Annotated in this window: 29 protein-coding genes; 16 read left to right on the top strand and 13 right to left on the bottom strand. The window is 63.7% G+C overall.

Annotation, left to right across the window (positions count from 1 at the left end; genetic code table 11):
* Positions 1–28 precede the first annotated feature (28 nt).
* From ACH9L7_RS08855 to ACH9L7_RS08840, 4 genes are all read left to right on the top strand, one after another.
* The gene (locus ACH9L7_RS08855) at positions 29–1198 is read left to right on the top strand and encodes a pyridoxal-phosphate dependent enzyme (RefSeq protein ID WP_396610358.1); all 1170 of its coding nucleotides are present in this window, start codon (positions 29–31) and stop codon (positions 1196–1198) included.
* Between the two features lie 52 nt (positions 1199–1250).
* The gene (locus ACH9L7_RS08850) at positions 1251–1949 is read left to right on the top strand and encodes a metal-dependent transcriptional regulator (RefSeq protein WP_396610357.1); all 699 of its coding nucleotides are present in this window, start codon (positions 1251–1253) and stop codon (positions 1947–1949) included.
* Positions 1946–2656: a TMEM165/GDT1 family protein gene (locus tag ACH9L7_RS08845; protein ID WP_396610356.1), complete on the top strand. Its 711-nt coding sequence runs from the start codon at positions 1946–1948 to the stop codon at positions 2654–2656. Before ACH9L7_RS08850 ends, ACH9L7_RS08845 begins: the two co-directional genes overlap by 4 nt.
* 65 nt (positions 2657–2721) lie before the next feature.
* Complete coding sequence (locus tag ACH9L7_RS08840) at positions 2722–3402, top strand: LysE family translocator (RefSeq protein ID WP_396610355.1); 681 nt, start codon at positions 2722–2724, stop codon at positions 3400–3402.
* A gap of 45 nt (positions 3403–3447) precedes the next feature.
* Here ACH9L7_RS08840 and ACH9L7_RS08835 read toward each other — a convergent pair whose 3' ends face one another.
* Positions 3448–4320: an alpha/beta hydrolase gene (locus tag ACH9L7_RS08835; RefSeq protein ID WP_396610354.1), complete on the bottom strand. Its 873-nt coding sequence runs from the start codon at positions 4318–4320 to the stop codon at positions 3448–3450.
* A gap of 157 nt (positions 4321–4477) precedes the next feature.
* Here ACH9L7_RS08835 and ACH9L7_RS08830 point away from each other — a divergent pair, with 157 nt between their 5' ends.
* The 3 genes from ACH9L7_RS08830 (at position 4478) to ACH9L7_RS08820 (ending at position 7417) form a co-directional block, all read left to right on the top strand.
* Positions 4478–5524 carry an NAD(P)-dependent glycerol-1-phosphate dehydrogenase gene (locus ACH9L7_RS08830; protein WP_396610353.1) on the top strand — a complete coding sequence of 349 codons (1047 nt, stop codon included), beginning with the start codon at positions 4478–4480 and terminating at the stop codon, positions 5522–5524.
* A 69-nt stretch (positions 5525–5593) separates the two neighbouring features.
* On the top strand, positions 5594–6223 hold the full coding sequence (locus ACH9L7_RS08825) for a DUF420 domain-containing protein (protein WP_396610352.1): 630 nt from the start codon (positions 5594–5596) through the stop codon (positions 6221–6223).
* A 135-nt stretch (positions 6224–6358) separates the two neighbouring features.
* Positions 6359–7417: a glycosyltransferase family 4 protein gene (locus ACH9L7_RS08820; protein WP_396610351.1), complete on the top strand. Its 1059-nt coding sequence runs from the start codon at positions 6359–6361 to the stop codon at positions 7415–7417.
* 81 nt (positions 7418–7498) lie between these two features.
* On the opposite strand, the gene ACH9L7_RS08815 is transcribed toward ACH9L7_RS08820, so the two are convergent.
* Together ACH9L7_RS08815 and ACH9L7_RS08810 are read right to left on the bottom strand one after the other, a co-directional pair.
* On the bottom strand, positions 7499–8125 hold the full coding sequence (locus ACH9L7_RS08815; RefSeq protein ID WP_396610350.1) for a halocyanin domain-containing protein: 627 nt from the start codon (positions 8123–8125) through the stop codon (positions 7499–7501).
* 129 nt (positions 8126–8254) lie between these two features.
* On the bottom strand, positions 8255–9301 hold the full coding sequence (locus tag ACH9L7_RS08810; RefSeq protein ID WP_396610349.1) for a M42 family metallopeptidase: 1047 nt from the start codon (positions 9299–9301) through the stop codon (positions 8255–8257).
* A 131-nt stretch (positions 9302–9432) separates the two neighbouring features.
* On the opposite strand from ACH9L7_RS08810, the gene ACH9L7_RS08805 reads away from it, so the two are divergent.
* The 6 genes from ACH9L7_RS08805 to ACH9L7_RS08780 all read left to right on the top strand — a co-directional run bounded on the left by ACH9L7_RS08805 (position 9433) and on the right by ACH9L7_RS08780 (position 14546).
* Positions 9433–9690 carry an MTH865 family protein gene (locus ACH9L7_RS08805; RefSeq protein ID WP_396610348.1) on the top strand — a complete coding sequence of 86 codons (258 nt, stop codon included), beginning with the start codon at positions 9433–9435 and terminating at the stop codon, positions 9688–9690.
* Between the two features lie 270 nt (positions 9691–9960).
* A complete protein-coding gene (locus ACH9L7_RS08800; protein ID WP_396610347.1) occupies positions 9961–11778 on the top strand; it encodes a prolyl oligopeptidase family serine peptidase in 1818 nt (605 codons plus the stop codon).
* A gap of 76 nt (positions 11779–11854) precedes the next feature.
* On the top strand, positions 11855–12274 hold the full coding sequence (locus ACH9L7_RS08795) for a cobalamin B12-binding domain-containing protein (RefSeq protein WP_396610346.1): 420 nt from the start codon (positions 11855–11857) through the stop codon (positions 12272–12274).
* Between the two features lie 2 nt (positions 12275–12276).
* Positions 12277–13365, top strand: a complete 1089-nt coding sequence (gene meaB / locus ACH9L7_RS08790; RefSeq protein WP_396610345.1) for a methylmalonyl Co-A mutase-associated GTPase MeaB — start codon at positions 12277–12279, stop codon at positions 13363–13365.
* 78 nt (positions 13366–13443) lie between these two features.
* The gene (locus ACH9L7_RS08785; protein WP_396610344.1) at positions 13444–14370 is read left to right on the top strand and encodes an alpha/beta fold hydrolase; all 927 of its coding nucleotides are present in this window, start codon (positions 13444–13446) and stop codon (positions 14368–14370) included.
* Positions 14367–14546 (top strand): ABC transporter substrate-binding protein, encoded by a 180-nt coding sequence (locus ACH9L7_RS08780; protein WP_396610343.1) that lies wholly within the window; start codon positions 14367–14369, stop codon positions 14544–14546. The genes ACH9L7_RS08785 and ACH9L7_RS08780 overlap by 4 nt, the downstream gene beginning before the upstream one ends.
* Before the next feature lie 56 nt (positions 14547–14602).
* Here ACH9L7_RS08780 and ACH9L7_RS08775 read toward each other — a convergent pair whose 3' ends face one another.
* The gene (locus ACH9L7_RS08775; protein ID WP_396610342.1) at positions 14603–14983 is read right to left on the bottom strand and encodes a Zn-ribbon domain-containing OB-fold protein; all 381 of its coding nucleotides are present in this window, start codon (positions 14981–14983) and stop codon (positions 14603–14605) included.
* Complete coding sequence (locus ACH9L7_RS08770) at positions 14983–16149, bottom strand: thiolase domain-containing protein (RefSeq protein WP_396610341.1); 1167 nt, start codon at positions 16147–16149, stop codon at positions 14983–14985. Before ACH9L7_RS08770 ends, ACH9L7_RS08775 begins: the two co-directional genes overlap by 1 nt.
* A 136-nt stretch (positions 16150–16285) precedes the next feature.
* On the opposite strand from ACH9L7_RS08770, the gene ACH9L7_RS08765 reads away from it, so the two are divergent.
* On the top strand, positions 16286–17593 hold the full coding sequence (locus tag ACH9L7_RS08765; RefSeq protein ID WP_396610340.1) for a M28 family peptidase: 1308 nt from the start codon (positions 16286–16288) through the stop codon (positions 17591–17593).
* Positions 17594–17705: 112 nt separating this feature from the next.
* Positions 17706–18434: an ATP-NAD kinase gene (locus ACH9L7_RS08760; protein WP_396610339.1), complete on the top strand. Its 729-nt coding sequence runs from the start codon at positions 17706–17708 to the stop codon at positions 18432–18434.
* A gap of 114 nt (positions 18435–18548) precedes the next feature.
* On the opposite strand, the gene ACH9L7_RS08755 is transcribed toward ACH9L7_RS08760, so the two are convergent.
* The 8 genes from ACH9L7_RS08755 to ACH9L7_RS08720 form a co-directional block, all read right to left on the bottom strand.
* Positions 18549–18992: a hypothetical protein gene (locus ACH9L7_RS08755; protein WP_396610338.1), complete on the bottom strand. Its 444-nt coding sequence runs from the start codon at positions 18990–18992 to the stop codon at positions 18549–18551.
* Positions 18993–19131: 139 nt separating this feature from the next.
* Positions 19132–19410, bottom strand: coding sequence for a hypothetical protein (locus ACH9L7_RS08750; RefSeq protein ID WP_396610337.1), 279 nt, complete (start codon positions 19408–19410; stop codon positions 19132–19134).
* A complete protein-coding gene (locus ACH9L7_RS08745) occupies positions 19403–19786 on the bottom strand; it encodes a hypothetical protein (RefSeq protein WP_396610336.1) in 384 nt (127 codons plus the stop codon). The genes ACH9L7_RS08750 and ACH9L7_RS08745 overlap by 8 nt, the downstream gene beginning before the upstream one ends.
* 39 nt (positions 19787–19825) lie before the next feature.
* Complete coding sequence (locus tag ACH9L7_RS08740) at positions 19826–20590, bottom strand: cytochrome bc complex cytochrome b subunit (protein WP_396610335.1); 765 nt, start codon at positions 20588–20590, stop codon at positions 19826–19828.
* Positions 20591–20600: 10 nt separating this feature from the next.
* A complete protein-coding gene (locus ACH9L7_RS08735; protein WP_396610334.1) occupies positions 20601–21395 on the bottom strand; it encodes a cytochrome bc complex cytochrome b subunit in 795 nt (264 codons plus the stop codon).
* Positions 21396–21398: 3 nt separating this feature from the next.
* On the bottom strand, positions 21399–21785 hold the full coding sequence (locus ACH9L7_RS08730) for a hypothetical protein (protein ID WP_007545304.1): 387 nt from the start codon (positions 21783–21785) through the stop codon (positions 21399–21401).
* Entirely contained in the window at positions 21785–22441 is a 657-nt protein-coding gene (locus ACH9L7_RS08725) for a halocyanin domain-containing protein (protein WP_396610333.1), read from the bottom strand. The genes ACH9L7_RS08730 and ACH9L7_RS08725 overlap by 1 nt, the downstream gene beginning before the upstream one ends.
* A gap of 84 nt (positions 22442–22525) precedes the next feature.
* Positions 22526–23356 (bottom strand): hypothetical protein, encoded by an 831-nt coding sequence (locus ACH9L7_RS08720; protein ID WP_396610332.1) that lies wholly within the window; start codon positions 23354–23356, stop codon positions 22526–22528.
* Positions 23357–23511: 155 nt separating this feature from the next.
* Here ACH9L7_RS08720 and ACH9L7_RS08715 point away from each other — a divergent pair, with 155 nt between their 5' ends.
* On the top strand, positions 23512–23994 hold the full coding sequence (locus ACH9L7_RS08715; protein WP_396610331.1) for a hypothetical protein: 483 nt from the start codon (positions 23512–23514) through the stop codon (positions 23992–23994).
* Positions 23995–23998: the final 4 nt, after the last annotated feature.

Genomic DNA, 23998 nt, shown 5'->3' with positions numbered 1-23998 from the left:
TTAGTCCCTCCCCCCGTAAGGGCCGCCTATGCAATCGTCCGACACGTTCTCCGGGCTGGAGTGTGCGGCGACCGGCACCGAGTACGACGCCGACGCGACCGGTCGTAGTGAGGCTGGTGCGCCGCTCGACCCGACCTACGACCTCGATGCCGTCGAGTGGGATGCCGAGACGCTCGCCGAGCGCCCGTACGATACGATGTGGCGGTACCGCGAACTACTCCCATTTTCTGCCCCCGTGACCGCGAACGAGGGCGCGACGCCACTCGTCGACGCATCTTCACTCGGCGACGAGGCGGCGGTTGGGTCGCTTCTCATCAAGGACGAAGGCCGCAACCCGACGGGCACGTTCCTCGACCGGGGCTTCTCACTGGCGGCGACGGCGGCCCGCGAGGTCGACGCTGAAGTCGTCGCGCACGCCTCTCCCGGCAACGGGGCGCAGTCGGCGGCGTCCTACGCGGGTCTCATCGACGTTCGCTCCTACGGCTTTGTCCCCTCGCGGACCCCGTTCCCGAACAAGGCGATGGTGAACGTCCACGGCGGCCAGATGAACGTCGTCGGTGGCCGGTATCCCGACGCGCTGTCGGCGCTCCACGAGAAACTCAAGAGCGACTGGTACACGCTGCAGGAGTTCGACAACCCCTACCGTCACGAGGGCGCGAAGACCATCGCCTACGAAATCGCCGAACGACTCGACTGGGATGTTCCTGACTGGGTCGTCCTCCCTGCCGCCACGGGCGAACTCGTCTACGGCGTCTTCAAAGGCTTCAGCGACCTCGTCGAACTCGGTCTCGTGGACGAGGTTCCGCGTCTCGTCGCGGCGCAACCCGAGGGGTGCGCGCCTCTCGCAACTGCGTGGGAGGCCGGAAACGACGAGGTCGAAACCTGGAACCAACCCGATACTATCGTCGGCGAACTGGAGATTCCAGACCCCGAAGGCGGGTCGCTCGCGCTCCGTGCCATCGAGGAGTCCGACGGCCTCGCAACGACAGTCAGCGACGACGACGCTCTCGAATCGGCAGTCACCGCGGCACAGGCAGCAGGCGTCGAAGTCGGTGCGGCAGGTGGCGTCGCGCTCGCGGCCGTCTGGGACCTCGCAGACGAGTTCGACGAGGACGATTCCGTCGTCGTCGTCAACACCGAGTCCGGGACGAAGAACGCCGACATCCTCCGAAGCCATCTGATGGGTCAGGGCATCTGAAGCGTCGATTTTCTCCACCAGATATTTGTTTTAGACTCGTCTAATCCGGGGTATGTTGAGCGACGTGATGGAGGATTATTTGAAGGCAATTTACTCCCTCCAGATGGAACACGGCCCGCCGGTGTCCACGTCCGATATCGCCGAGCACCTCGGGAAGACGCCCCCGACGGTGACGAGCATGATCGGCAAACTCGAAGACCGCGGACTGGTCGAACGCGAGAAGTACAAAGGCGTCGAGTTGACCGACGAGGGCCAAACCGTCGCACTCGAAGTGTTACGCCACCACCGCCTGCTCGAGGCGTATCTCACGGAACATCTCGACTACTCGTGGAGCGAGGTTCACGAGGAGGCCGACGCGCTCGAACACCACATCAGCGAGGAGTTCGAGCGCCGTGTCGCCGCCGCGCTCGGCAATCCGAAGGTGGACCCCCACGGCGACCCGATTCCAAGCGCCGACCTGACGCCGCCGGACTCCTCGGGTCTCTCGACGCTCTCGGACCACGACGTCGGCGACACGCTCGTCGTCTGTCGAGTCAGCGACCGCAACCCCGAGGAACTGGAATATCTCTCGGATGCGGGAATCACCCCCGAGACGGTCATCGAAGTGACCGACATCGCACCGTTCGGGATGGTTACGGTCCGTGTCGTCGAAACCGACACGGAACAGAGCCTCCCCGACTCCGTCGCTCGCACGATTCGCGTTCGCACCCCCGACGAAGACTGTGACGACGGAGGTGTGACCACTGCGTGACCGCATGGACGGAAATTCTCGTCGTCGCACTCATCGCCCAGTTGGCCGTCCTGCCGGGTGAGAAGGGACAGTTCATCATCGCCGGTCTCTCGACGCGGTACGACCCGAAAGTCGTCGTCGCGGCGGCCGGGTCGGCGTTCGCCATCTGGACCGCGCTCGAAATCTCGCTCGGACAGGTACTCAAGACTGCCCTGCCACCGGTCGCGCTCGACGCGGTCACCGCGATACTGTTTACTCTCTTTGCGGTGCTGTTGTTCCGCGCGGCACTGTCTGGTGACAACTCTCCCGCAGTGACCGACGGTGGCTTCTCGGAAGACGGCAGTGCGGAGGACGAGTTCACACCGTCCGTGTTCGGCCGCGAACTCACGAGCACGCGCTTCGGTGGCTTCTTCCCCATCTTCGCGATGATGGCGGCCGGTGAGGTTGGCGACAAGACCCAACTGGTCACTATCGGACTCGCCGTGCAGTACGGCGCGCACCCGGCGATTTGGGCGGGCGAGATGCTCGCGATTATCCCGGTGAGCATCGCCAACGCGTACTTCTTCCACCGGTTTTCAGACCGCTTCGACACGCGCACGGCGTATCTCGGTGCCGCCGCGCTGTTTGGCTTTTTTGCCCTCGACACAACCGTCGCCATCTTCACCGGATTTTCAGCGTGGGAGACGCTCGTCGAGGCCCTTGCCGACGCGTTGCTGTCGCTCTTCTGACCAGCCTGCCACCCCGTATCAGTCCTTTCGCGTGATTTTTCACGACTACAGCCCAAGCGTAGTCGATGTCTACGCTCCCTTCACTCGGTGCCGGGTTAGTCTTCGGCCTCGCCCTCGCCGCCCCGCCCGGCCCGATGAACGCCGTCATCGCAGAGGAGAGCGTCGTCCGCGGATGGGCCGCCGGTGCACGCGCCGGATTCGGTGCGATGAGCGCCGACGCGCTGTTTTTCGTCCTCGCCGCGTTCGGCCTCGTTGCCTTCGTCGAACAGTTCCCGACGATTCGCGGCGCGATGGTCGGCGCTGGTGGCGTTCTCATGCTCTACTTCGCCTACGGTGCCGCACAGGAGACAAACACGACCTTCCGAGAGGCCGCCGACCCCGACACCGACAGCGCCGGGTTCACGAAAGCGTTCCTCCTCGCGCTGACGAACCCGTACCAGATTCTCTTCTGGCTCACTATCGGCGTCGGCTTGCTCGAAACCGGGACGGTTGACGTGCTCTCGCACACCCCCTACGTCGGCGCGTCACTCTCGAACCTCCTCATCGTCGAGACGGGGACGCCCGCGCTCATCGTCGGCTTCTTCGGCGGTATCACCATCTGGGCAACTGGCTTCCCGGCGGCGCTCGTCGCGGCCGAACAGCGAGTCGATTCGTTTGCTCCGGTTGTCGCCGGTATCAGCGCCGTCGTCCTCGGCGGGTTCGGCGTCTTCTTCCTCTGGGACGCGGTACAGGCGCTCGTCATCTGAGACCGGGGCGGGCGTTCAAAAATTGGAGTCGGCAGTCGCCTCAGTTCACATGTCGCCGACGATGTCGTCGCCGAGCGTGTTGAGGTAGTTGCCGTGATCGTCGCCGACCTGACTTTCCACGTCGTGATCCGTGTAGTTCGCGGGCGGCGTGTCGCCGCTTTCGACGCCGGTCTCACCGAGCGCCTGGTCGAATTCGATGGTGTTGTAGACCCACTGGAGGACATCGTCGGCCTCGTTGTGGTAGTTGTGGACGTGACCTGCGCGGTCGCGGATGGCCTCGTACGTCGCGCGGCCCTCCTCTTTTCCGGGCACTTCGTTGTCCGTCGCAGCGCCGAGCGGGTGCATCGTTTCGATTTTGTACCCCGGGTCGGTCCACGCGCTGCGACCGTCGAGCGTTCGAAGCGCGCTGAAAATGACTTGCGCACCGAGCGAGTGGCTGGCGAACCGAATCGTCGTTTCCGGGGAGGCACGCTTGACGTCGAGTGCGAACTGTGCGAGTTTTCGGCCGTTCTTCTGGGCGATTTCTTGAGCCTCGAACCACCCGAACTCCCAGCCGTCTCCTTTGTCGCTGTCCCACGTGTACCCGACGACCGCGCCGTCGTAGCTAGCCTCACTGAGTTTGGTGTCCGCTTTGGCTATCTTGTCGAGGGCCGCCTGTTCTGGGTCGTCCCTATTCTTGTCCCAACCGTGGGCGAACACGGTCAGGTCGGAGACGCTACCGGTGTCCACGATAGGAACGTCGCCGGAGGTGTCGTAGCCGCGAGCGGTGTGGCCGGACGTGAGATTCGCATCGTCGTCGAAGTGGTCGCGGGTCGAGACGTACGGAACCGACGCGGCCGCCCCGGACGTCGCACCGAAGACGGTGAGTCCAGAAATCGTTGCTGCTGTCGTCTTGAGGAATCGTCGTCTGCTTGCCATGGTATGCGTACCCGTGTGATGGCGGGTGCCTTTGCTGTGCACCGGGGTATGTTAAATCATACGACAGTTTGATAGTTTGATATATTGTTCCGTACGAAGAGATGGGTACCCTCCTGAGACGAGAAACACTATGAACCGGCGTAGCCGACTTTCGGCTATGTTCGATAAATCGACGTGGATCAAACTCCCGCGGAACGTACTCCAGGGCCACGGCGTGCTCGACCAACTCGGCGACGCGGTGGCCGAACTCTACCTGTCTGGGTCGCCGCTTCTCGTCACGAGTCCCACCCCCGAGCGTATCGCTGGCGACCGCGTCAGAGAGCAGTTCGAAGGCGTCGAGACGGTCACTTTGGACCGAGCGAGTTTCGAGTCGGTCGAACGCGTCGTCGAAGTAGGTCGCGAGCACGACGTGGGCTACCTCATCGCCCTTGGCGGCGGGAAGCCAATCGACGTGGCGAAGATGGCGTCCGACCGCCTCGACTGCGGGTTCGTCTCGGTTCCGACCGCCGCGAGCCACGACGGTATCGTCTCCGGGCGCTCGTCGATTCCCGAGGGCGACACCCGCCACTCGGTCGCTGCCGACCCGCCTTTGGCCGTCGTCGCCGACACGGAACTCCTCGCGGAGTCGCCGTGGGAACTCACGACTGCCGGCTGTGCCGACATCATCTCGAACTACACGGCGGTCAAAGACTGGGAACTCGCCCACCGTCTGAAGAACGTCGAGTACTCCGAGTACGCGGGCGCGCTCTCGCAGATGACCGCCGAGATGCTCGTCCAGAGTGCCGACTCCATCAAACCCGGTCTCGAAGAGTCCGCGTGGATTGTCACGAAGGCGCTCGTCTCTTCCGGCGTCGCCATGTCCATCGCCGGGTCGTCCCGTCCCGCCTCGGGTGCGGAACACCTCTTTTCGCACCAACTCGACCGCATCGCCCCCGGAAGCGCCCTTCACGGGCATCAGGTCGGGGTCGGCTCGATTCTGACCGAGTACTTCCACAGCGGCGCGCGCGGCGAGTGGCAGGACATCCGTGACGCCCTCTCGACGGTCGGTGCGCCCACCACGGCCGACGAACTCGGCATCGACGACGAAACGGTCATCGAGGCACTGACGACCGCCCACGAGATTCGCGACCGGTACACCATCCTCGGCGACGGCGTGAGCGAGGACGCCGCTATCGAGGCGGCGACGATTACGGGCGTTATCTAAAAGGCTTGACCCCTCTCTTTCCCGACCCGAACCCGAAGAGGCAAGACGGCTCCTTCCTAACCCCCGGCCATGGCAACTGCGAGCGCCGATAACCCGCTGAAGGAACACGCCGCGGCCGTGACCGCCGTCCTCTCGGTCGTCGGCTACACGGTCGTCGTCGGTACCTTCTTCGGCTTGGTCCCCGGCACCGTCTTCCCCGAGTTGTCGCTCGAACAGGTAAACCGCCTCTCGGACGCCATTGCGGTGGTGAACACGCTGAACGTCTTCGTCATCGCGATGGGGTGGCGCTGGATTCGCCGCAACGAGGTTCGAAAGCACAAGGCCGCGATGATTACGTCCTTCACGCTCATCCTCGTGTTCCTCGTGATGTACCTCACGAAAATCGGTGGGGGCGGCACCAAGGAGTTCGTCGGCCCGGCACTCGCGTACTACCCGTATCTGGCGATGCTGGCGATTCACATCATCCTCTCTATCGTCTCGGTACCGGTGGTCCTCTACGCGCTCGTCCTCGGCCTGACGCACTCCGAAGGCGAGTTGCGAACGCAGACCCCGCACCGGAAGGTCGGCCGCATCGCCGCGGGGGCGTGGTTGCTCTCGCTCGCACTCGGCGTCGTCACGTACTTCCTTCTCAACCACATCTACGGATGGGAGTACATCGCCTCGCGGGCGGCCGCGCTCGTCGTTCCGGTCGTCGCCTGAGCGTCCCCGGGAGTCACCTGAGTCGCTTTTCGATGGTCGCCTGAGCCGTTTCCCGATGGCTCCTGAGGGTTCGGCGACCACTCGTCCAGCACCGAAAGCTGTGGATTTTTATTGCATCGCGTAGTGGCGGCGAATATGAAAATCGCGCTCGTCTCGATGTACACGACGCACCACGAAGAGACGGGTGCAACGAGACGGACGCGACGGACGGCCGAACTCCTGACTGACCGCGGCCACGAGGTCACCGTCCTCTGTGCGCAGTGGTGGGACGGCGAAGTGCCGGAGTTCGAACACCAGAACGTAGCCTACCGCCGGGTGACCGAGTCGCCGTCGGTCGGCGCGTTCGCCTCGAAAGTTCCGTTCGTCCTCCGCGATGTTTCGCCGGACGTGATTCAGGTGGTAAACCACCCGCCATCACACGTGACGGCGGTCAAAACTGCGGCACGATTTCTTCGAACCCCGGTCGTCGCCGACTGGTGGAACCGCGACGGCCGCGGTGGTCGACGGGCCTATCGTCGGGCCGCGAAAGCGCCAGACGCGGTCGTCGTCCCCTCTGAGATGGTTCGGACGCAGGTGCGGGAACTGGGCGCGTCGGCCGACGCAACCCGCCTCGTCCCCGAACCGCTCAACATGGGTCTCGTCCGCGACGCTCCGGTCAAAGAGCGCGCGGACGTGGTCTACGCCCGCGACCTCGACGAACACGCGAACGTCGAGAGCTTCCTGCTCGCGCTCGCCGAACTCCGCGACAAAGACTGGGACGCGGTCGTCATCGGCGACGGGCCGGAGCGAGGGGCGGCCGAGCAGACGGCCCGAGACCTCCGAATCGACGACCGCGTCGAGTTCCTCGGCGAACTGCCCGCCGAGAAAGCGGTGCCCATCCTGAAGGGCGCACACGTCTTCGCACAGACCGCGACAGTCGAGCCCTTCGCGACGAACTTGCTGTGGGCGCTCGCCTGCGGGTGCGTCAGCATCGTCGAGTATCAGGCGCGTTCGTCGGCCCACGAACTCGTCGAGGGTCGCGAACGCGGGTCGCTCGTCACGAACCCGCAGGAACTCGCAGACGAAATCGTGGCCGCCCGCAGATTCGACCACCAGACTGTGGACGAGGACTTCGCCTGCTACGACTTCCGCAGCGTCGTCGACCAGTTCGAAGACGTGTATCGAACGGAGAGAGACGACTACGGCTTCTTCTGACGGCGCTCGTCTCCGTTGAAGCAAGATAGCAGGACAGCACCGCCGCTCGCGGCCGGTGAAAATTGGAGAGAGAAGGCGAGATTACTCGTCTATCTCGTAGTCGCCGCCGTACTTCATGAAGAAGTACGCGAGGCCGAGCGTTGCGACCATCGCGAACGAGGTTGCGACGCCGAGCGCCTTTGCACTGTCCGGGACGCTCGGAAGGTTCGCTCCGCCGCCACCACCAACCTCGACAGTCGCAACGTCGCCACCGACGGCGACTGCGCCCTTCATGCCGAGTGCCTTGTGCGGCTCACAGAAGTACTTCGAGATGCCGGCGTCGCCCTCTTCGAAGGTGTACTCGTAGGTCGTCCCGGCTTCGGCGACTGGAGCGCCGGAGTCGAGACCTGCGGAGCCTTCTTCCATCTTGACGTTGTGGCCACCGCCTTCGCCGGTCCATTCCCACGTCACTTTCGTTCCGGGGTCGACCCAGATGCCAGCGGGTGAGAAGGCGAGTGCGCCGCCGTTCCCCTCAGCACCAACCTCGATGGTGACTTCGCTCTGGCCACGAAGGTCTTCGTAGCCGCCATCGATACCATCGAGCCAGCCACCGAAATCGGGTTCTTCCGTTTGCGCCGCGGCCGTTCCCGAGGTGGCGGCAACCGCCGCGCCACCTGCGGCCGCCCCGAGGAACGCCCGCCGAGACATATCCACGTTGCCGTCGGTCATGTCCGGCGCTTGGTGTGGGCCTGTAGTGAATACTTTGGTTCGCGTCGGCCGGACCCCATCGGTCGAGCCTCAATTTGCAGGGTGACGGGACCGGCCGTGGAAAAATTCGCCGCAGTGTGTCGACGCTGTTCAGAGCGTGTAGTCGAAGTCGCCCGTCTCGCTCTCCAAGAAGGCGGTCAAGAGGTCGATGTAGGCGTCAACGTCGTCGACGTGGACGCTCTCGGTGACGGTGTGGAGATAGCGCGTCGGCATCGAGATGGCACCGACAGGCTTCGCACCGTAGGTGTTCTGGAAGCCGCCGGTGTCCGTGCCGCCAGCGGGGAGCAGTTCCATCTGGAACGGAATCTCTTTTTCTTCTGCGACTTTGCGGAGTCGGCGGTGGACCTTCGGGTTCGCGATGGCGCTAGAATCTTTGAGTTTGATACCTGCGCCCTCACCGAGTTCCGTCACGTAGTCCGCGGGGTCGAAGCCGGGCACGTCGTTCGCAACGGTGGTGTCGAGACCGAGCGCGAGGTCGGGGTTGAGGTCGACGCCCAGCGCCTGTGCGCCGCGGAGACCGACTTCCTCTTGGACGGTCGCTGCGAAGTGGATGGTCACGTCGGGGTTCTCGATGCGGCGGGCGGCTTCGAGCATGGCAAACAGGCAGACGCGGTCGTCGATGGCCTTGCCCGTAATGTGGTCGCCCATGCGGACCGTCGTCTGTTCCATCGTCACGAGGTCGCCAACGGAGACTTTCTCTTCGACCGTCTCGCTCGGGAGACCGAGGTCGACGTACTCGTCTTCGACTTTCGGGTCCTTCTTTTTCTGCTCTTCAGTGAGCGTGTGCGGGGGCACAGAGCCGATGACGCCCGTGAGGTCCTCGTCGCCGGTGTGGACGGTGACGCGCTGCGCCTTCAGGACGCGGGGGTCCCAGCCGCCGAGCGCGTCGAGTTGGAGGAACCCGTCGTCGTTGATGTGGCGAACCATGAAGCCAATCTCGTCCATGTGGGCGGCGACGGCGACTTCGTACTCGCCCGTGCCCTCGATGGTCCCGACGACGTTCCCCATCGCGTCGACGCGGACGCGGTCTGTCGTCTCTTCGAGATCCGCGCGGACGATGGCGCGGATTCGGTCTTCGTATCCGGGAACGCCGCTTGTCTCAGTAAGTTCCTTCAGACGGTCGAAGTCGAAGTTCATGGTTGTGCATGATTTGCCGCTGTAGATAAGTCCATCAGTCTTCTCTGAACGTATGGTACTGCCCAACAAACACCAAACGAGTTGTTTGTTGTTCCGGAACTCTTTTCCACTTCTCTGTGGACGTAGCGTGTATGTCCGATGTCGAATCCCAGCTCCGCGAGCAGTTCATGGACGCGTTCGAGAACGCGAGTTTCCCCGTGAAAAATCAGATGTCGCTCGTTCCCGCACTCCCGAACGGTCCGGGCACGAAGTTCGAAGCCGGCGACACGACTATCACGGCGATGGAACTCGCCGCGAAGCTCGGCAAGCACCAGGACTTCCCGTACGAAGACGCAGAGAGTCTCGTCGACGACGTTATCGCGGGACTCAAAGAAGAAGGAATGATCTGAACACGGCATCGACGCCGTACCAGACACCACCGAGCGCTCAGGGAACGGTGGGCCGACCACCTCGCCGACGCCACCGACCCGATACCGCTTTTTGAGGCAGACGCTACCGGAACACCCCGGACTGTCGAGTACGGGGAACGGTCCTCTGTGTCCCCGACCGTCGAGTACAGGCGGAAATCGTCCCCTGAAACTCTTGGCCGCTGAAGGCGCGAGATTCTCGGAGTTCTGACACCCAAACCGATTTCTCGCCACCGCGCCAATGCTGATGGTATGCGAACATACGATATCGAGCGGTATCTCAACATCAGGAGCGCCTACGGTGCCTCCTTCGCTCCCGACGGCGAGCGCCTCTCGTTTCTCATGGACACCACTGGCGTCCCGCAGGTGTGGACCGTGGACGACCCCGGCGTGTGGCCCGAACAACGCACCTTCTACGAGGAGCGCGTCACGTTCGCGTCGTGGTCGCCGGAGAATCCCGAACTCATCTTCGGGATGGACAAGGGTGGAAACGAGCGCCAGCAGTTGTTCCGCCTCGAACCCGACACGGGCGTCATCGAGGACCTAACCCAGAGCCCCGACGCCAAGCACCGCTGGGGCGGATGGAGCCACGACGGCGAGCAGTTCGCCTTCACCTCGAACCGCCGGGATAATTCGGTCTTCGACGTGTACGTGCAGGCCCGCGACGAAACGGAATCCGACGCCCGACTCGTCCACGAAGGCGACGGATGGCTCACCCTCGGCGGCTGGTCACCGGACGACTCGAAACTCATCGTCGCCGAGGCGTACTCGAACTTCGACCAGGACGTGTCTGTCCTCGACCTCGCCACCGGCGAACTGACGCACATCACGCCACATCAGGGAACCGTTCGATTCCAGAGCGCCACGTGGGGTCCCGACGGCGAGAACGTCTATATGGTGTCGGACCGCGGCAGCGACACGCTCGAACTCGTCCGCTACAACCTCGATTCGGGTGAGTTCTCGCTCGTCGAATCCGGCGGTGACTACGAAATCGAAGGTGTCGGCATCGACGAAGAGTCACGGCGTATCGTCTACGCCCGCAACGTCGAGGGGTACACCGAACTCACGTTCGGCGAACTCACCGCCCCGGGCGAAATCGACACGTTCCCCGAACCGGTCCTTCCGAAGGGTGTCGCGGGCGGTATCTCGTTTTCGCCGGATGGAGACCGCGCTGCTGTCACCGTCACTGCAAGCGCCGACACCGCGAACGTCTACGTCGTGGACCTCCAGACCGGCGAGGCCGAACGCTGGTCGCGCGCGGCCACGGCGGGCATCCCGAGAGACACGTTCGTCCCACCCGAACTCGTCCACTATCCGACCTTCGACGGGCGGGACATTCCCGCCTTTTTCACGCTTCCCGAGGAGTCACCCGAGGGCGAGACGCCCGTCATCGTCGACATCCACGGCGGCCCCGAGTCGCAGCGTCGCCCGTCGTTCTCGGCGGTGAAACAGTACTTCCTCTCGCGGGGCTACGCCTACTTCGAACCGAACGTCCGCGGGTCTGCGGGCTACGGGAAGGCCTACGGCCACCTCGACGACGTGGAAAAGCGCATGGACTCCGTGGCCGACATCGAGGCGGCGGTCGGATGGCTCCACGACCACCCGGCGGTCGCCCCCGACAAAATCGTCGCTATGGGTGGCTCCTACGGCGGTTTCATGGTCCTCGCGTCGATGACCGAGTATCCCGACTTGTGGGCCGCTGGCATCGACATCGTCGGTATCGCCAACTTCGTCACGTTCCTCGAAAACACCGGCGACTGGCGGCGCGAACTCCGCGAGGCCGAGTACGGGTCGCTCGAAGAGGACCGTGAGTTCCTCGAATCTATCTCGCCGCTCAACAACATCGAGAAGATTCGCGCCCCGCTTTTCGTCCTCCACGGCGAGAACGACCCACGCGTCCCCGTAAGCGAGGCGCATCAACTCGTCGAGGAGGCGCGCGAACACGCCCACGTCCGCGAACTCATCTTCGACGACGAAGGCCACGGCTTCTCGAAGCTCGAAAACCGAATCGAGGCGTACTCGCAAATCGCCGACTTCCTCGACGAGTTCGTCGGCGGGCCACGCAACTGAGTCGGCCACGCGAGTCGATTCCCAACCTTCCTTATCTTCCGTTAGAGTCAAACCGAGGGGCGGCGAACCACTGCCCATGAGCGCGGACTCGGAACAACAGACTATCCGGTGTCTCATCGCAAAGGTGGGACTGGACGGGCACGACCGTGGAGCACACGTAATCTCTCGCGCCTTCCGCGACGCGGGATTCGAGGTCATCTACTCCGGCCTCCACCGTGCTCCAGACGAGATTATTCAGGCGACGGTCCAAGAGGACGTGAACGTCCTCGGCATCTCCATCCTCTCGGGCGCGCACAACACGCTTGTTCCGAAGGTGATGGACGGCCTCGAAGAGTACGGCGCACTCGACGACACGCTCGTCATCGTCGGCGGCATCATTCCCGAGGAAGACCGTCCGGCCCTCCTCGAAGAGGGAGTCGACGCCATCTTCGGCCCCGGAACGCCGATGCAAGAGACGATAGACTTCGTGAAGGAAAACGCGCCGAAGCGGACGTGACGATGAGTCAGGCGGGGAAATCCGATCTCGTCGAGCGACTCCTCGACGGCGAGCACCGGGCGCTGGCGCGCGTCATCACGAAGATAGAGTCGCGTGCATCCGGCTATCGTGACATCATCTCCGAAATCCACTCGCACACGGGTACGGCGTCGGTTGTCGGCGTCACCGGCAGTCCGGGCGCTGGCAAATCGACGCTCGTGGACAAACTCGCCAAGTTCTACCGCGACCGAGGCGAGACTGTCGGCGTCATCGCCGTCGACCCCTCCTCGCCATACACGGGCGGCGCGGTCCTCGGCGACCGCATCCGAATGGGGTCGAACGTCGGCGACATGGACGTGTTCTTCCGGTCGATGAGCGCCCGCGGGCAACTCGGCGGTCTCTCGACTGCGACCGCAGATGCCGTGAAGGCGCTCGACGCGTTCGGAAAAGACCGCATCATCATCGAGACAGTCGGTGCGGGGCAAAACGAAGTGGACGTTGTGAAGACGGCCGACACGGTAGTCGTCCTCGTCCAACCCGGCAGCGGCGACGACGTGCAGATGCTCAAGGCGGGCATCCTCGAAATCGGCGATGTCTTCGTCGTCAATAAAGCCGACATGGCGGGTGCGTCGCGCACCGTCGCCGAGTTAGAGGAGATGATTCATCTCCGTAACGACCCGCGGGCAAACCTCGATACGGGCCACCACGGCCCCGACGCGTTCGACGACCACGGCGAGGACGCAGACGACGCAGACGGCGCGGACGTGACGGCTGACGCAGACGAACCCCCGCAAAGCTGGACGCCGCAGGTCGTCGAGACGGTCGCCACGACGGGTGAGGGAATCTCGACGCTGGTCGAGACGCTCGACGACCACTACGACTACCTGACCCACTCGGGCGAACTCGACGAGAAGGCTCGACAGCGCGCCGCCGAAGAGATTCGGCAACTGCTCCGCAGCGACGTGAGTGGACTCCTCGAACAGGAACTCGACGCACAGGGCGGCATCGACGACTTTGCGAACGCCGTCGTCGACAAGGAAACCGACCCGTACGCCGTCGCGGAGGAGGTTCTCGAACCACTCCGAGACTGCCTCGGCGACCGAGACGACTGACTCGACTCACTGCGGCTTTCGAGGTCTGACCCCGTTTCCGGCGGGCGAATTAAGGCCTCAGAACACTATTTAGGTGACATGAACCTCCGTCGAGCCATCGGTGCGCTGACTGCCGGTGTCGGTCTCACTGCCGTTGCGAACGCCGCTCTCTCGAAACGTGTCGGACCGCTCGAACCGCCGCTTTCGGGCGACCACGGGACCTACCGCTGGCGCGGAATGAACGTCTCGTACGTCGAGGCGGGCGACGCTGACGCGCCGACGCTCGTTCTCCTCCACGGCGTCAACGCCGCCGCGTCGTCCGGCGAATTCCGCGAGGTGTTCGACGCCCTCGCCGAAGACTACCACGTCGTCGCGCCCGACCTGCCCGGATTCGGTCTCTCGGACCGCCCCGCGCTGTACTACTCGGCGGCCCTCTACGAGGACTTCGTCGGCGACTTCCTCGCCGAGTACGACGACCCGGCCGTCCTCGCCTCGTCACTCACCGCATCCTACGCGGTCGCTGTCGCCTCCCGCGACGACGTTTCTGTCTCTCAGTTCGTCCTCGTCTGTCCAAGCGAGCGCGGCGGTCCCGAACCGAAAGAGTGGCTTCGCGAACTCATCCGCACGCCTGTCGTCGGCGAAGCGGCATTCAACCTCATCGCGTCGCAGCCGTCGATTCGCTACTTCAACGACGACCACGGCTACTACGACTCGTCGAAGGTAAGCGAGGAGTGGGAAGACTACGAGTGGCGAACTGCACATCAGGAGGGCGCGCGGTTCGCTCCGGCATCGTTTATCTCCGGCTATCTGAACTCGGATATCGACCTTCAGGCGGCCCTCGCTGACCTCGACGTGCCGACGACGCTCGTCTGGGGCCGCGAGAGCGACATCACTCCGCTGAAGCAGGGACGGGAACTCGCCGAGGCGGCGGACTGTACCCTCGTCGTCTTCGACGACACGCTGCTGCTTCCGCACGTGGAGTTCCCGAACGCCTTCGTCGAGACAGTTCGAGACGCCCTCACGTGACAGTGTTCGAGGAACTCGCCCTCCTCGACCTGCTGTCGCTTCTCCTCTACGGACTGGTCGCGCTCTTCGCACTCGGATTTTGGCTGTGGGCCTTCGGAGCGCGCTTCCTCGGGTGGCCCTCGCCGCGCGAAGCGGTTCGCGAACACGACGCCGCGCTCGAACGCGACGCTGAATGAGTGTGGGTGAGTAAGCGAGCGCGCGTCGAAAATGGTGTTTTCGGGTGTAGTGGCTCTTACTCGTCTACCGGACGGAATTCGAGCAGGGTGTCGCCCGTCGTCGCATTTTCGCCCACGTCGGCTGCCACGTCCATCCCGATTTCGACCGTCGCCGGGTCGGCGTCGCGGAGGACGCCGGTGAGACGGACGGGGCCGAACGAGGCGATAGCGGTCACGTAGGGTGCTTCGTCGGCGAAACTCGGTGCCGGAACGTGAACCTCGGAGAAGGTGACGACGTCGCCCGTCTCCGGCAGCGGTTCTTCTGTCAGTTCCGACGACCCGCAGTGCGGACACGCCCGCCGCGGCGGAAGCGACCCGTGGCCGTCGGGACAGGCGAGGTAGTAGCCCTCACCGTCGGCGATGGCCGCCAGCCACTCGTCGTAGCCAGTGTCTGCCATCAGTTCATCACCTCCAGCACGTGGACGACGGCACTCGACACAGTCCCACCCGCGTTGTGAGTAACGCCGATTTCTGCGTCCGGCACGGCGTCGCTGTTGGCGTGGTCGCCGCGCAGGAGTTTCGTCATCTCGACGATTTGTGCCGCGCCCGTCGCGCCGACGGGGTGGCCCTTCGCCTTCAGGCCGCCCGAGAGGTTCACGGGCAGGTCGCCGTCGCGGGTCGTCTCGCCGCGGGCGGCCGCACCGATTCCCTCGCCGGGTTCGTAGAAACCGAGCGATTCGAGCGCCAGCACCTCGGCGATGGTAAAGCAGTCGTGGACTTCCGCCACGTCGACGTCGTCGGGCGTGATTCCGGCGTCTGAGAAGGCCATCTCTGCGGCCTTCGTCGCGGCGGGCGTCTGTGCGATGTACTCGCGGTCCTGCAATGCGGCTTTGTCGCCGCCCTGTCCACTTCCGGTGATGGAGACGGGGGCGTCGAGACCGTGTTTGTCGGCGTATTCACCGCTGACGAGGACGACGGCGCTCGCCCCGTCGGTGATGGGACAGGCGTCGTAGAGGTGCAGTGGGTCGGCGACGACGGGGCTTTCGAGGGCGTCGTCGAGCGTAATCTCGCGGTGGAACTGCGCGTACTCGTTCGGCATCGCGTTGGCGTGGTTCTTCACCGCGATGTGAGCGAGGTCCTCGTTGTCGCCGCCGAACTCGTTGAAGTAGGCGCGCGCCATGAGGGCGTAGGCACCGGGGAAGGTGACGCCCGCGCGGACTTCGAACAACTCGTCCGCCGCGATGGCCAGCGATTGTGTAACCTTGGCGGTTCCGAGGTTGTTCATGCGCTCCATCCCGCCAGCGAGGAGGACGTCCGCGCCGCCGCCTCGAATCGTCTGGACGGCCTGTCGGAAGGCAACCCCGGCGGATGCGCAGGCCTGTTCGTACCGCGTCGCGGGGCAGTCGAGTCCTGCCGCCTCCGCCATCACGGGACCTTGGTGTCCCTGCGATTCGGCCAGTTCGCCCATGAAGTTCCCGTAGAAGATACTCTCGAAGTCGTCACGAGAGACACCGGATTCCTCGCGGGCGGCGAGCGCTGCCTCGGCGAACAGGTCTCGACCGGTCCGTTCGGGGTGGCTCCCGAACTTGGTCAATCCCACACCGGCGATTCGCACGTCTTTCATGGATAATTGTACGTGATAGATGCCCCTTGAACTTGCCGTTCATCCGTAAACGTTCGCGCGGTCGATTCCGACGACGGCAGCTACCCGACTGCGCCGCCATCGCAATAATTACCCTCAGTCCGCGTGACCGTCCCGTATGAGTACGTGGATTGGTGATACCTTCACGAGCGACGTGGGCTGGACGCACCTCGAACGACTGGTCGACATCGGAAACCGAATGGCGGGGTCGCCCGGCGAGCGTGAGGCGATGGAGGCTACGCGCGACGCGCTCGAATCCGTCGGCGCGCGCAACGCACGCATCGACTCGTTCGACATTCAGGGCTGGGTGCGCGGCGACAGCGCCATCCTCGCGCACAACACCACACAGGAGTGTATCGCGCTCCCCCGCAGTCCGTCCGGAACCGTCTCGGGCGAACTCGTCGACCTCGGCTACGGCCTTCCGGAAGACTTCGACCGCGACCTTTCGGGGAAAATCGTCGTCGTCTCTTCGACCGTCCCCGACCACTACGACCGCTTCATCCACCGCCGCGAGAAGTACTACTACGCTGTCGAGGCGGGCGCGGAGGGATTCGTCTTCGCTAACCACGTCCCCGGCCAACTCCCACCGACGGGGAGCGTCGGGACCGCCGAGGCACCCATTGGCGACATCCCCGCCGTCGGCGTGAGCAAGGAAGTCGGCGCACGACTCGCCCGCCGCTTCGAGGGCGAGGAAGTCACCGTCCAAGTGACGTGTGACGCGCCCGCGACCGACAGCGGCAACGTTCACGCGGAACTCGGTCCCGACACCGACGAGGAAGTCCTCGTCACGAGCCACCTCGACGCCCACGACATCGCGGAGGGCGCGATGGACAACGGCGCTGGCACCGCGATGGTGGTCGAACTCGCCCGTGCGCTCGCCGCCCGCGAGGACGAACTCGAAACGCGCGTCCGCTTCGTCTGCTTCGGTTCCGAGGAAGTCGGTCTCGTTGGCTCCGAACACGAAGCGACGCGACTCGGCGACGACCGCGAGAACGTGAAAGCAATCGTCAACAACGACGGCGTCGTCGCCGGGCGGACGCTCAAACTCCACACCCACGGCTTCGACGAACTCGAAGCCGTCGCGGAGACGGTCTCGGACCGCTTCGACCACGATATCTCGACGATTCCGGAGCAACTCCCGCACAGCGACCACTGGCCCTTTGTCGCCTCTGGCGTCCCCGCCTACATGGTCGGCAGCGAGAAGGAGGGTCGCGGCCGTGGATGGGGTCACACCCACGCCGACACCATCGAAAAACTCGAATCGCGGACCCTTCGTGAGCAGGCGATTTTGCTCACCGAACTCACCGTCGAACTCGCGCGCGAGGACCACGAGATTCCGCACGCCGACCCCGACGACATCGCCGCGGCGCTCGAAGCCGAAGACCAGGCCGAGGGGATGAAAGTCACCGGCGACTGGCCGTTCTAACGAACACGGCGAGTGTTCTCCCTCGCGGCGCTCGATTCGAACCACGAGGGCTTTTATTCGGGGCGGCGTAGCACGTGACGATGTTCACGGGCCGTGCCGTAGGAGGGCGGCGATGAGACTCTCTGTCGCCGGTGACGAATCGGTCGTCGAGACGATTCGAACTGCCGGAGCGACGGTGGTCGAATCCGACGAGGCGACGAGTAGCGACGCCGTCGTCGCGGTCGGCGAAGCGGCGGTCACAGATGCCGCGCTCGACTCGACCGGCCCGGTACTCCCCGTCGATTGCGGGACGCCGTGGTCGGTCCCGCGTCGAACCCTCGGTGACACCGTCGAATCGCTCCTCGCGGGGGAGATTCGGGCGGTCGACCACCCGATACTTTCCGCCCGCGTCGGCGACGACCACGTGGAGCGGGCGCTCTTCGACGCGATGCTCACCACTAGCGAACCGGCGCGTATCTCCGAGTACGCAGTAGCCCATCGCCGACGCGGTTCTGGTGTCGCAGTCGACACTGGCGAGGACGCCGATGCAGACGAGTGGTACGTCGTCGACGAGTTCCGTGCCGACGGCGTCGTCGTGGCCTCGCCTCTGGGAAGTAGCGGCTACGCCCGCGCCGCAGGTGGGTCGGTCGTCGGTGTCGGCGCGGGCCTCAGCGTCGTTCCGGTGTCGCCCTACGCCACGCAGACCGACTCGTGGGTGTTCGACCCGCCGCTTCGCCTCTCGGTCGAACGCGACGACGCGCCCGTCTCGCTGGTCGTCGACGACGAGGTTGCCTGCGCAGTCGCTCCCGGTGACTCGGTCGTCGTCGATGTTGCCGACACGGCCTCGTTCCTCATCGGCTAACGGACAGTTTTCGCCGCGTTCGCCCGCTTTTCGATTCGCTCGTCCCGTTTAGACGTTGCTCGTGGGTGTCCCCACGGGTGGGCGTCGTTTCCAACGAGAAAACGCGGTGCCGTCTCAGATGACGGCGTTCCAAACGTCGGCGATGAGGAAGAAGAGACTCTGGTACGCAGCGTACAGGAGCACGATTGCCGACGCCGTGAGGCCGCCGTTCGGGCGGTCGAGCGAGCGGTCGTTCCGCGCTTCGACCTTGCGAGCCTCGAACTCGAAGAAGTCGGTGAGGAACATCCCGAGGACGAGGACGGTCAGGACCATCCCGCCGTGCGGTTCGACCAGCAAGAAGAGAAGCGACGCGAGGATGAGTGCCACAGTCGTAAGCGTGTGCGGCAGGTACCGCGAAATCGCCTCTTCGCCACCTTGTTCCGCCTGTCGCACGTGCGACTGGTGTCCGAGGTAGCGGGTCGCCAGATTTGCCACCACGAGCGCGAGCGCGATGTGTGGGACAACCGGTTCGACCGCCGCCAACTGGTCGAGCGGGACGAGGAACTGTAGTGGTTGCATACTGGACCCTCAGAGCGAGACTCATTAGAGTTTTTCCAATCAGTCGCGGTTCGCCGACGCGAGTGCGACCGCTATCGTGAGGGCGCTCTTATACTCGGCACCAAGAGAAGAGAGAGACGAAAACGAACCGTGTGGGGAGTTACGCGTTCTGCCGTTCCTGCAGCGCAGCCATCACCTGACGACCGGCCGGGATGAGAACCCAGAACGTGAGCGCGCCGAGCAGTGCGAACCAGAGGAATACGTCCATCAGGATGACGCCCATGAGGTTGAAGATGCCCTCGGGCGCACCGGAGCCCAGCGGCTCGATGAGCTGCTTCGTACTCTCGAAACTGCTCGTCCGGTACCAGGACGCGAGCACCATCCACGCGAGACCGGAACCGGTCAGGATACCCAGCCCTTTGATGAATTCGTCAGCCATTGTTCGAACCTTCGCCGGAGTCCTCTTGAGACTTTCCCATTCCGCGAGCGCGAAATCGGGTGCCGAGCGTGTAGACGACTGCACCGAACGCAATGCTCGTCAGTCCGATGATGGCAAGAACCGTACTCAGTACGCTGTCGGCGACGCCGACGCCGAGTGCGCGGAGTACACCCGTAATGAGCGCGCGAAGCGTACTCACCTGTAACGTCGCGGCGTCGAGAAAGACGAAGCCGAGAACGACGCCGACGACGGCGATGAGGGTCGAAAAAACGGTTATCGTCTTGTAGAGCCGCATGGGAACGACGATGTCGCGTCGACCACGGCGTGACCCGCCGTCCGTGGTCTCGGTTCGACTGGTCGCGTCGCTATCTGTCATCAGCGACTGTACGAAGGGATAGTTGGTAGTGGTTCCGCTCTATTTCGGCGGTCGAAGCCGGTAGTAGCGTTGGTTGAGGTTGTACATGTAGCCCTCTTTCATCGTCTTGAGCACCGCGTAGGTGATAGTCCCGAAGACGATGGGCAACAGGAACGTCAGGTCGAACAGCAGGTCGACGTTCATCGGCATGAGGTTCTTCACTGCAAGCAGCGAGATGGTGATTGCGAACACCACGCCAGACATACCGATGGCCGCCCAGAGCGGCTCTTCGACAGGACGCCGCGCACTTCCCTTGTTGAGGAACGGCACGATGGCGATGAAGCCGACGACGACACCGTTGGCGAGGACGCCGTAAGTCCGGTCGGCCATGATTTTCTGCCCGCCGAGGATGGCGAGTTCGGGGTTCAGCGGATTGAGCTTGAGCAGCCCGAACGACCAGTAGAGATACCAGTCGGGCAGGATAATCGCCGGCGTCTGACTCGGATTCGCGGGCGCGCCGATGTGCGGTGGCATCGTCGCCGAGAGGAACAGAATCATGCCGACGAAGAACGACGCAATCGAGAGGTTTCGAACCGTCTCGTGAGGCCACGTCGGGAACGCCAGCACGTCGCGTTCGACGTAGTCGGACTCCATACGGAGGTCCTGGTCTTCACGCCGGGACCGTTCGAAGTACTCGTAGGTGAGTCGGGACAGACCCGTCTTGCGTGCCTTGCGCTCGCTCCACGTGGGCGTCTCGTTGTCCGGGGCTACGATGCCCGCGCCGTCGGTGCGAACTTCCTTGGGTTGAGATTCGTTGTCGCTCATTTCTGTCACCTTAGTGCGGCTCCGCGATACCCTGCACCCACACGATGCCGATGTGGATCGCGATGAGCGTCGTCACGACGAAGGGGAGCAGGAAGACGTGAAGGATGTACATGCGCTGGAGCGTCGCCTGACTCAGCGTGAAGCCGCCGAACAGGAGCTGTGCCACCCACTCGCCAGCGAGCGGGACGGACAGCGACATCTCGACACCGATCTGACCGGCCCAGAAGGCCAGCTGGTCCCACGGCAGGAGGTATCCGGTGTACCCGAAGACCATCGTGAGACTGATGAGAACGATGCCGAGGAGCCAGTTCAGCTCGCGCGGTTCCTTGTACGCGCCCGTGAAGTAGACACGGAGCATGTGCAGGAACACCGCGGCAACCATGACCTGTGCCGCCCAGCGGTGGACGGACCGGAGCATGAAGCCGAACTGCAGGTCGCGCATGATGTATTCGATACTGTTGTAGGCCGTCGTCGGGTCACCCGTCGTTGCCGGGGAGTAGTAGAACCCGAGGAGCGCACCACTGATGGCTGCGACGACGTATGCAAGCGTCGAGAACAGCCCGAGCGTGTACAGCGGGTACCAGTACCAGAACTTGTTGTCCAAGTTGTACTGCTCGGTGTGGCTCTTTGGCATCTGGAGGTTGACTCTGTAGTAGAGCGTCTCCAGTAGCTCGAGATAGTCGACGATGCGGAGTCGCTTGTCGAGCCAGATGAGCGTGGTGAGGAAGGTGGCCTCGATTGGTGTGAGGTCCTTCTTCTTCATCCAGGCCTTGTGGTCGTAGTCGTCTTTGCGTTCGAGACTCATGGTTTATCGCTTGTAGTAGGGGTACACCGCGCGCTTGACCTGTTCCCACGCGCCGTCACCGAGCGTGTTGCCGTCGACGTCCTCCTCGCGGACGTAGAGGTCTTCCCACTTGCGACGCCGCTTCTTGACGATCATGACATCGGGAAGGAACTCCTTGCGGTACAGTGCGAGGATGAACGCGAGGTCCACGAAGATGACGGCGAGGATGCCACCGAGGAACATGTTACCCGTGTCCGTCAGGCCCCACCCGGAGACGAATCCGTAGGTAAAGAGGAAGACGAACACGACCTCGATAATCGTCAGGAGGACGATTGCGATGGCCGCCGCAGTGCTCTCGCGTGCCGGTTCGTATCGGTGAATATCGCCGTATGTGCTACCAGTCGAGGACATTATTCGCCACCTCCAGTGTTACCCGTGTTGGGGGACTCGCCGTACTTCAGGATGTAGAACGTGTAGACGAGCGTGACGATGATTCCGAGAATGGTCGCCGACCCGACCCAGTGAGCCTGAATCGGCACACCGAGTTCGTGAAGCTCCTTTTCGCCGCCGCTGCCGCCGACTTCGACGGTCGCAACGTCGCCACCGACGGCGACTGCGCCCTTCATGCCGAGCGACTTGTGCGGCGCACAGAAGTACTTCGAGATACCGGCGTCGCCTTCTTCGAAGGTGTACTCGTAGGTCGTCCCGGCTTCGGCGACTGGTGCGCCGGAGTCGAGACCTGCGGGGCCTTCTTCCATCTTGACGTTGTGGCCACCGCCTTCGCCGGTCCATTCCCACGTCACTTTCGTTCCGGGGTCGATCCAGATGCCAGCCGGGGCGAACGCGAGGTTACCACCGTTGCCGGAGGCACCAACCTCGATAGTGACTTCGCTCTGGCCGCGGAGGTCTTTGTAGCCTCCGTCGATGCCGTCGAGCCACCCACCGAAGTCGGGTTGAACCTGCGCACCACCGCCGCCGCCTTCCTCTGAAGCCGCAGCGGTCCCGGCGGCAGCGGTCGCGGCGGCTGTGGCACCGCCGGCCGTTCGGAGAAACTCCCGCCTTTTCATACAGCCGTTCGTCAGGATGCCTCGCGCTTAAACCCACCGACTATGCCGTCACGGAGGGTGATCCGTCGATGCGAAGAAGAGCGCTTACTGCCCCTCAGAATGAGGGGTATCGTTTGTCGGAGACTCGACGAGCGGCTCCATTTCGGCGTCGTCGAAGGTCGGAACGAACTCGGGGCGTTCGCCTTCTTCCAGCCCGATAGCACGAAGTCGGTCACGGTACTCTTCGGCCCGGAATCGGTCCGAGAGACGAGCGTTCGCGACGACGACGAAGAGGAAGATACCGACGAGGAGGAAGCCGAAGCCGACGACTGGCGCGACGATAGAATCGACAGCTGAGAGCACGACCCATCCCCCGAGAAGCGCCAGTCCGCCGAGGATTTGCCCGAACGCGACGATTTGGAGCATCTTGTTCCCGAGGTCGCCGGACCCCTGTGCGACTTCGTCGGGACCGGGGAGTGCAACGTTCGCGGGCGCGCTGTTCACTTCGAAGTCGTCCATCGAACAGAGTGCGACCGTCGGCTTCACGTCCCGGAGGACAGTTCCCTCGCCTTCGACGCTTCCGTCCGGGTAGACGACCGCGTACCCCTCGTCGGAGTACGCGAGAATCCGCGGCTCGCCGTTTTCGGTGACGCGTTCGAGGACGGCGAACACCTCCCGAATCGCGACGCGGTACCGAAGCTCTTCTTCGACCCGGTCGAGCAGCTCTTCGCCGACAATCCACGAGTTGGGGTCGAAGGCGGCTTCCCACTCTTTGACGGACATCTTCGCCATGTCGGCCGGTCCGAAGTTCTCGAAGTCGTACTTCGATTCGACTTCGCGGCGGAGCGCTTCGAGTTCGTCCTCGGACACCGTGTCGTCGACACCCGCTTCGGACGACTCGGGTTCCTCAGCCGGTGTGGAAGACGAATCTGCCATTGCTCGGGGTAGTGCCTACGAACCTAAACGTGTTCCGACCCCGAACTCCCCGCCGAAGCCGCCTCGACCCCCGAGCGGACTGCTAATTGGTCTAGCGCTCGAATGGGACGCGAGGCATCGGTTACTTTAGGCCGACTGGGTTCTAACGCCGGGCGATGGCAGACGAGACGACCCTCGCCACGCTCGCCGCGGTCACCGTCACGGCCAGTCTTCCATTCTACCTCTACGGGGCGTGGATAATGATAGACGCCGAGACGGTGTCGTGGGAGGTCCTCGTCTACCACCTGAAAATCATCTTCCCGGGCCTCGTCTTGAACACCGTTCCCGTCGTGACGTGGATGCTTCCCCGTCTCTTCGAGCAGCTAAATGGGTTGACTGCCCTTCACGCTATTCTCGGACTACAGGCGTACGCGATGCTCGTGTTCGCGCTCACGGGAATCGTTCGTATCTTCGAGGCAAAGTGGAAGGCAAACCTGTATCACGACCCCGACCAGGACATCTCGCTCGACGACTTACACGAGAACATGGGTGCGTGGCGCGGCCGTCTCAGAATCGGCGTCTTCGGATACATTATCTTCTGGTTCCTCGCGTGGTTGCTCGGCATCTACCGATACGTGTCGGGCTACATCTTGGTCTGACCCC

Source organism: Haloferax sp. S1W (assembly GCF_044593955.1).
GTDB lineage: Archaea > Halobacteriota > Halobacteria > Halobacteriales > Haloferacaceae > Haloferax.
The sequence above is the reverse complement of the archived record's forward strand: the minus strand, read 5'-3'. Positions and strand labels throughout refer to the sequence as shown.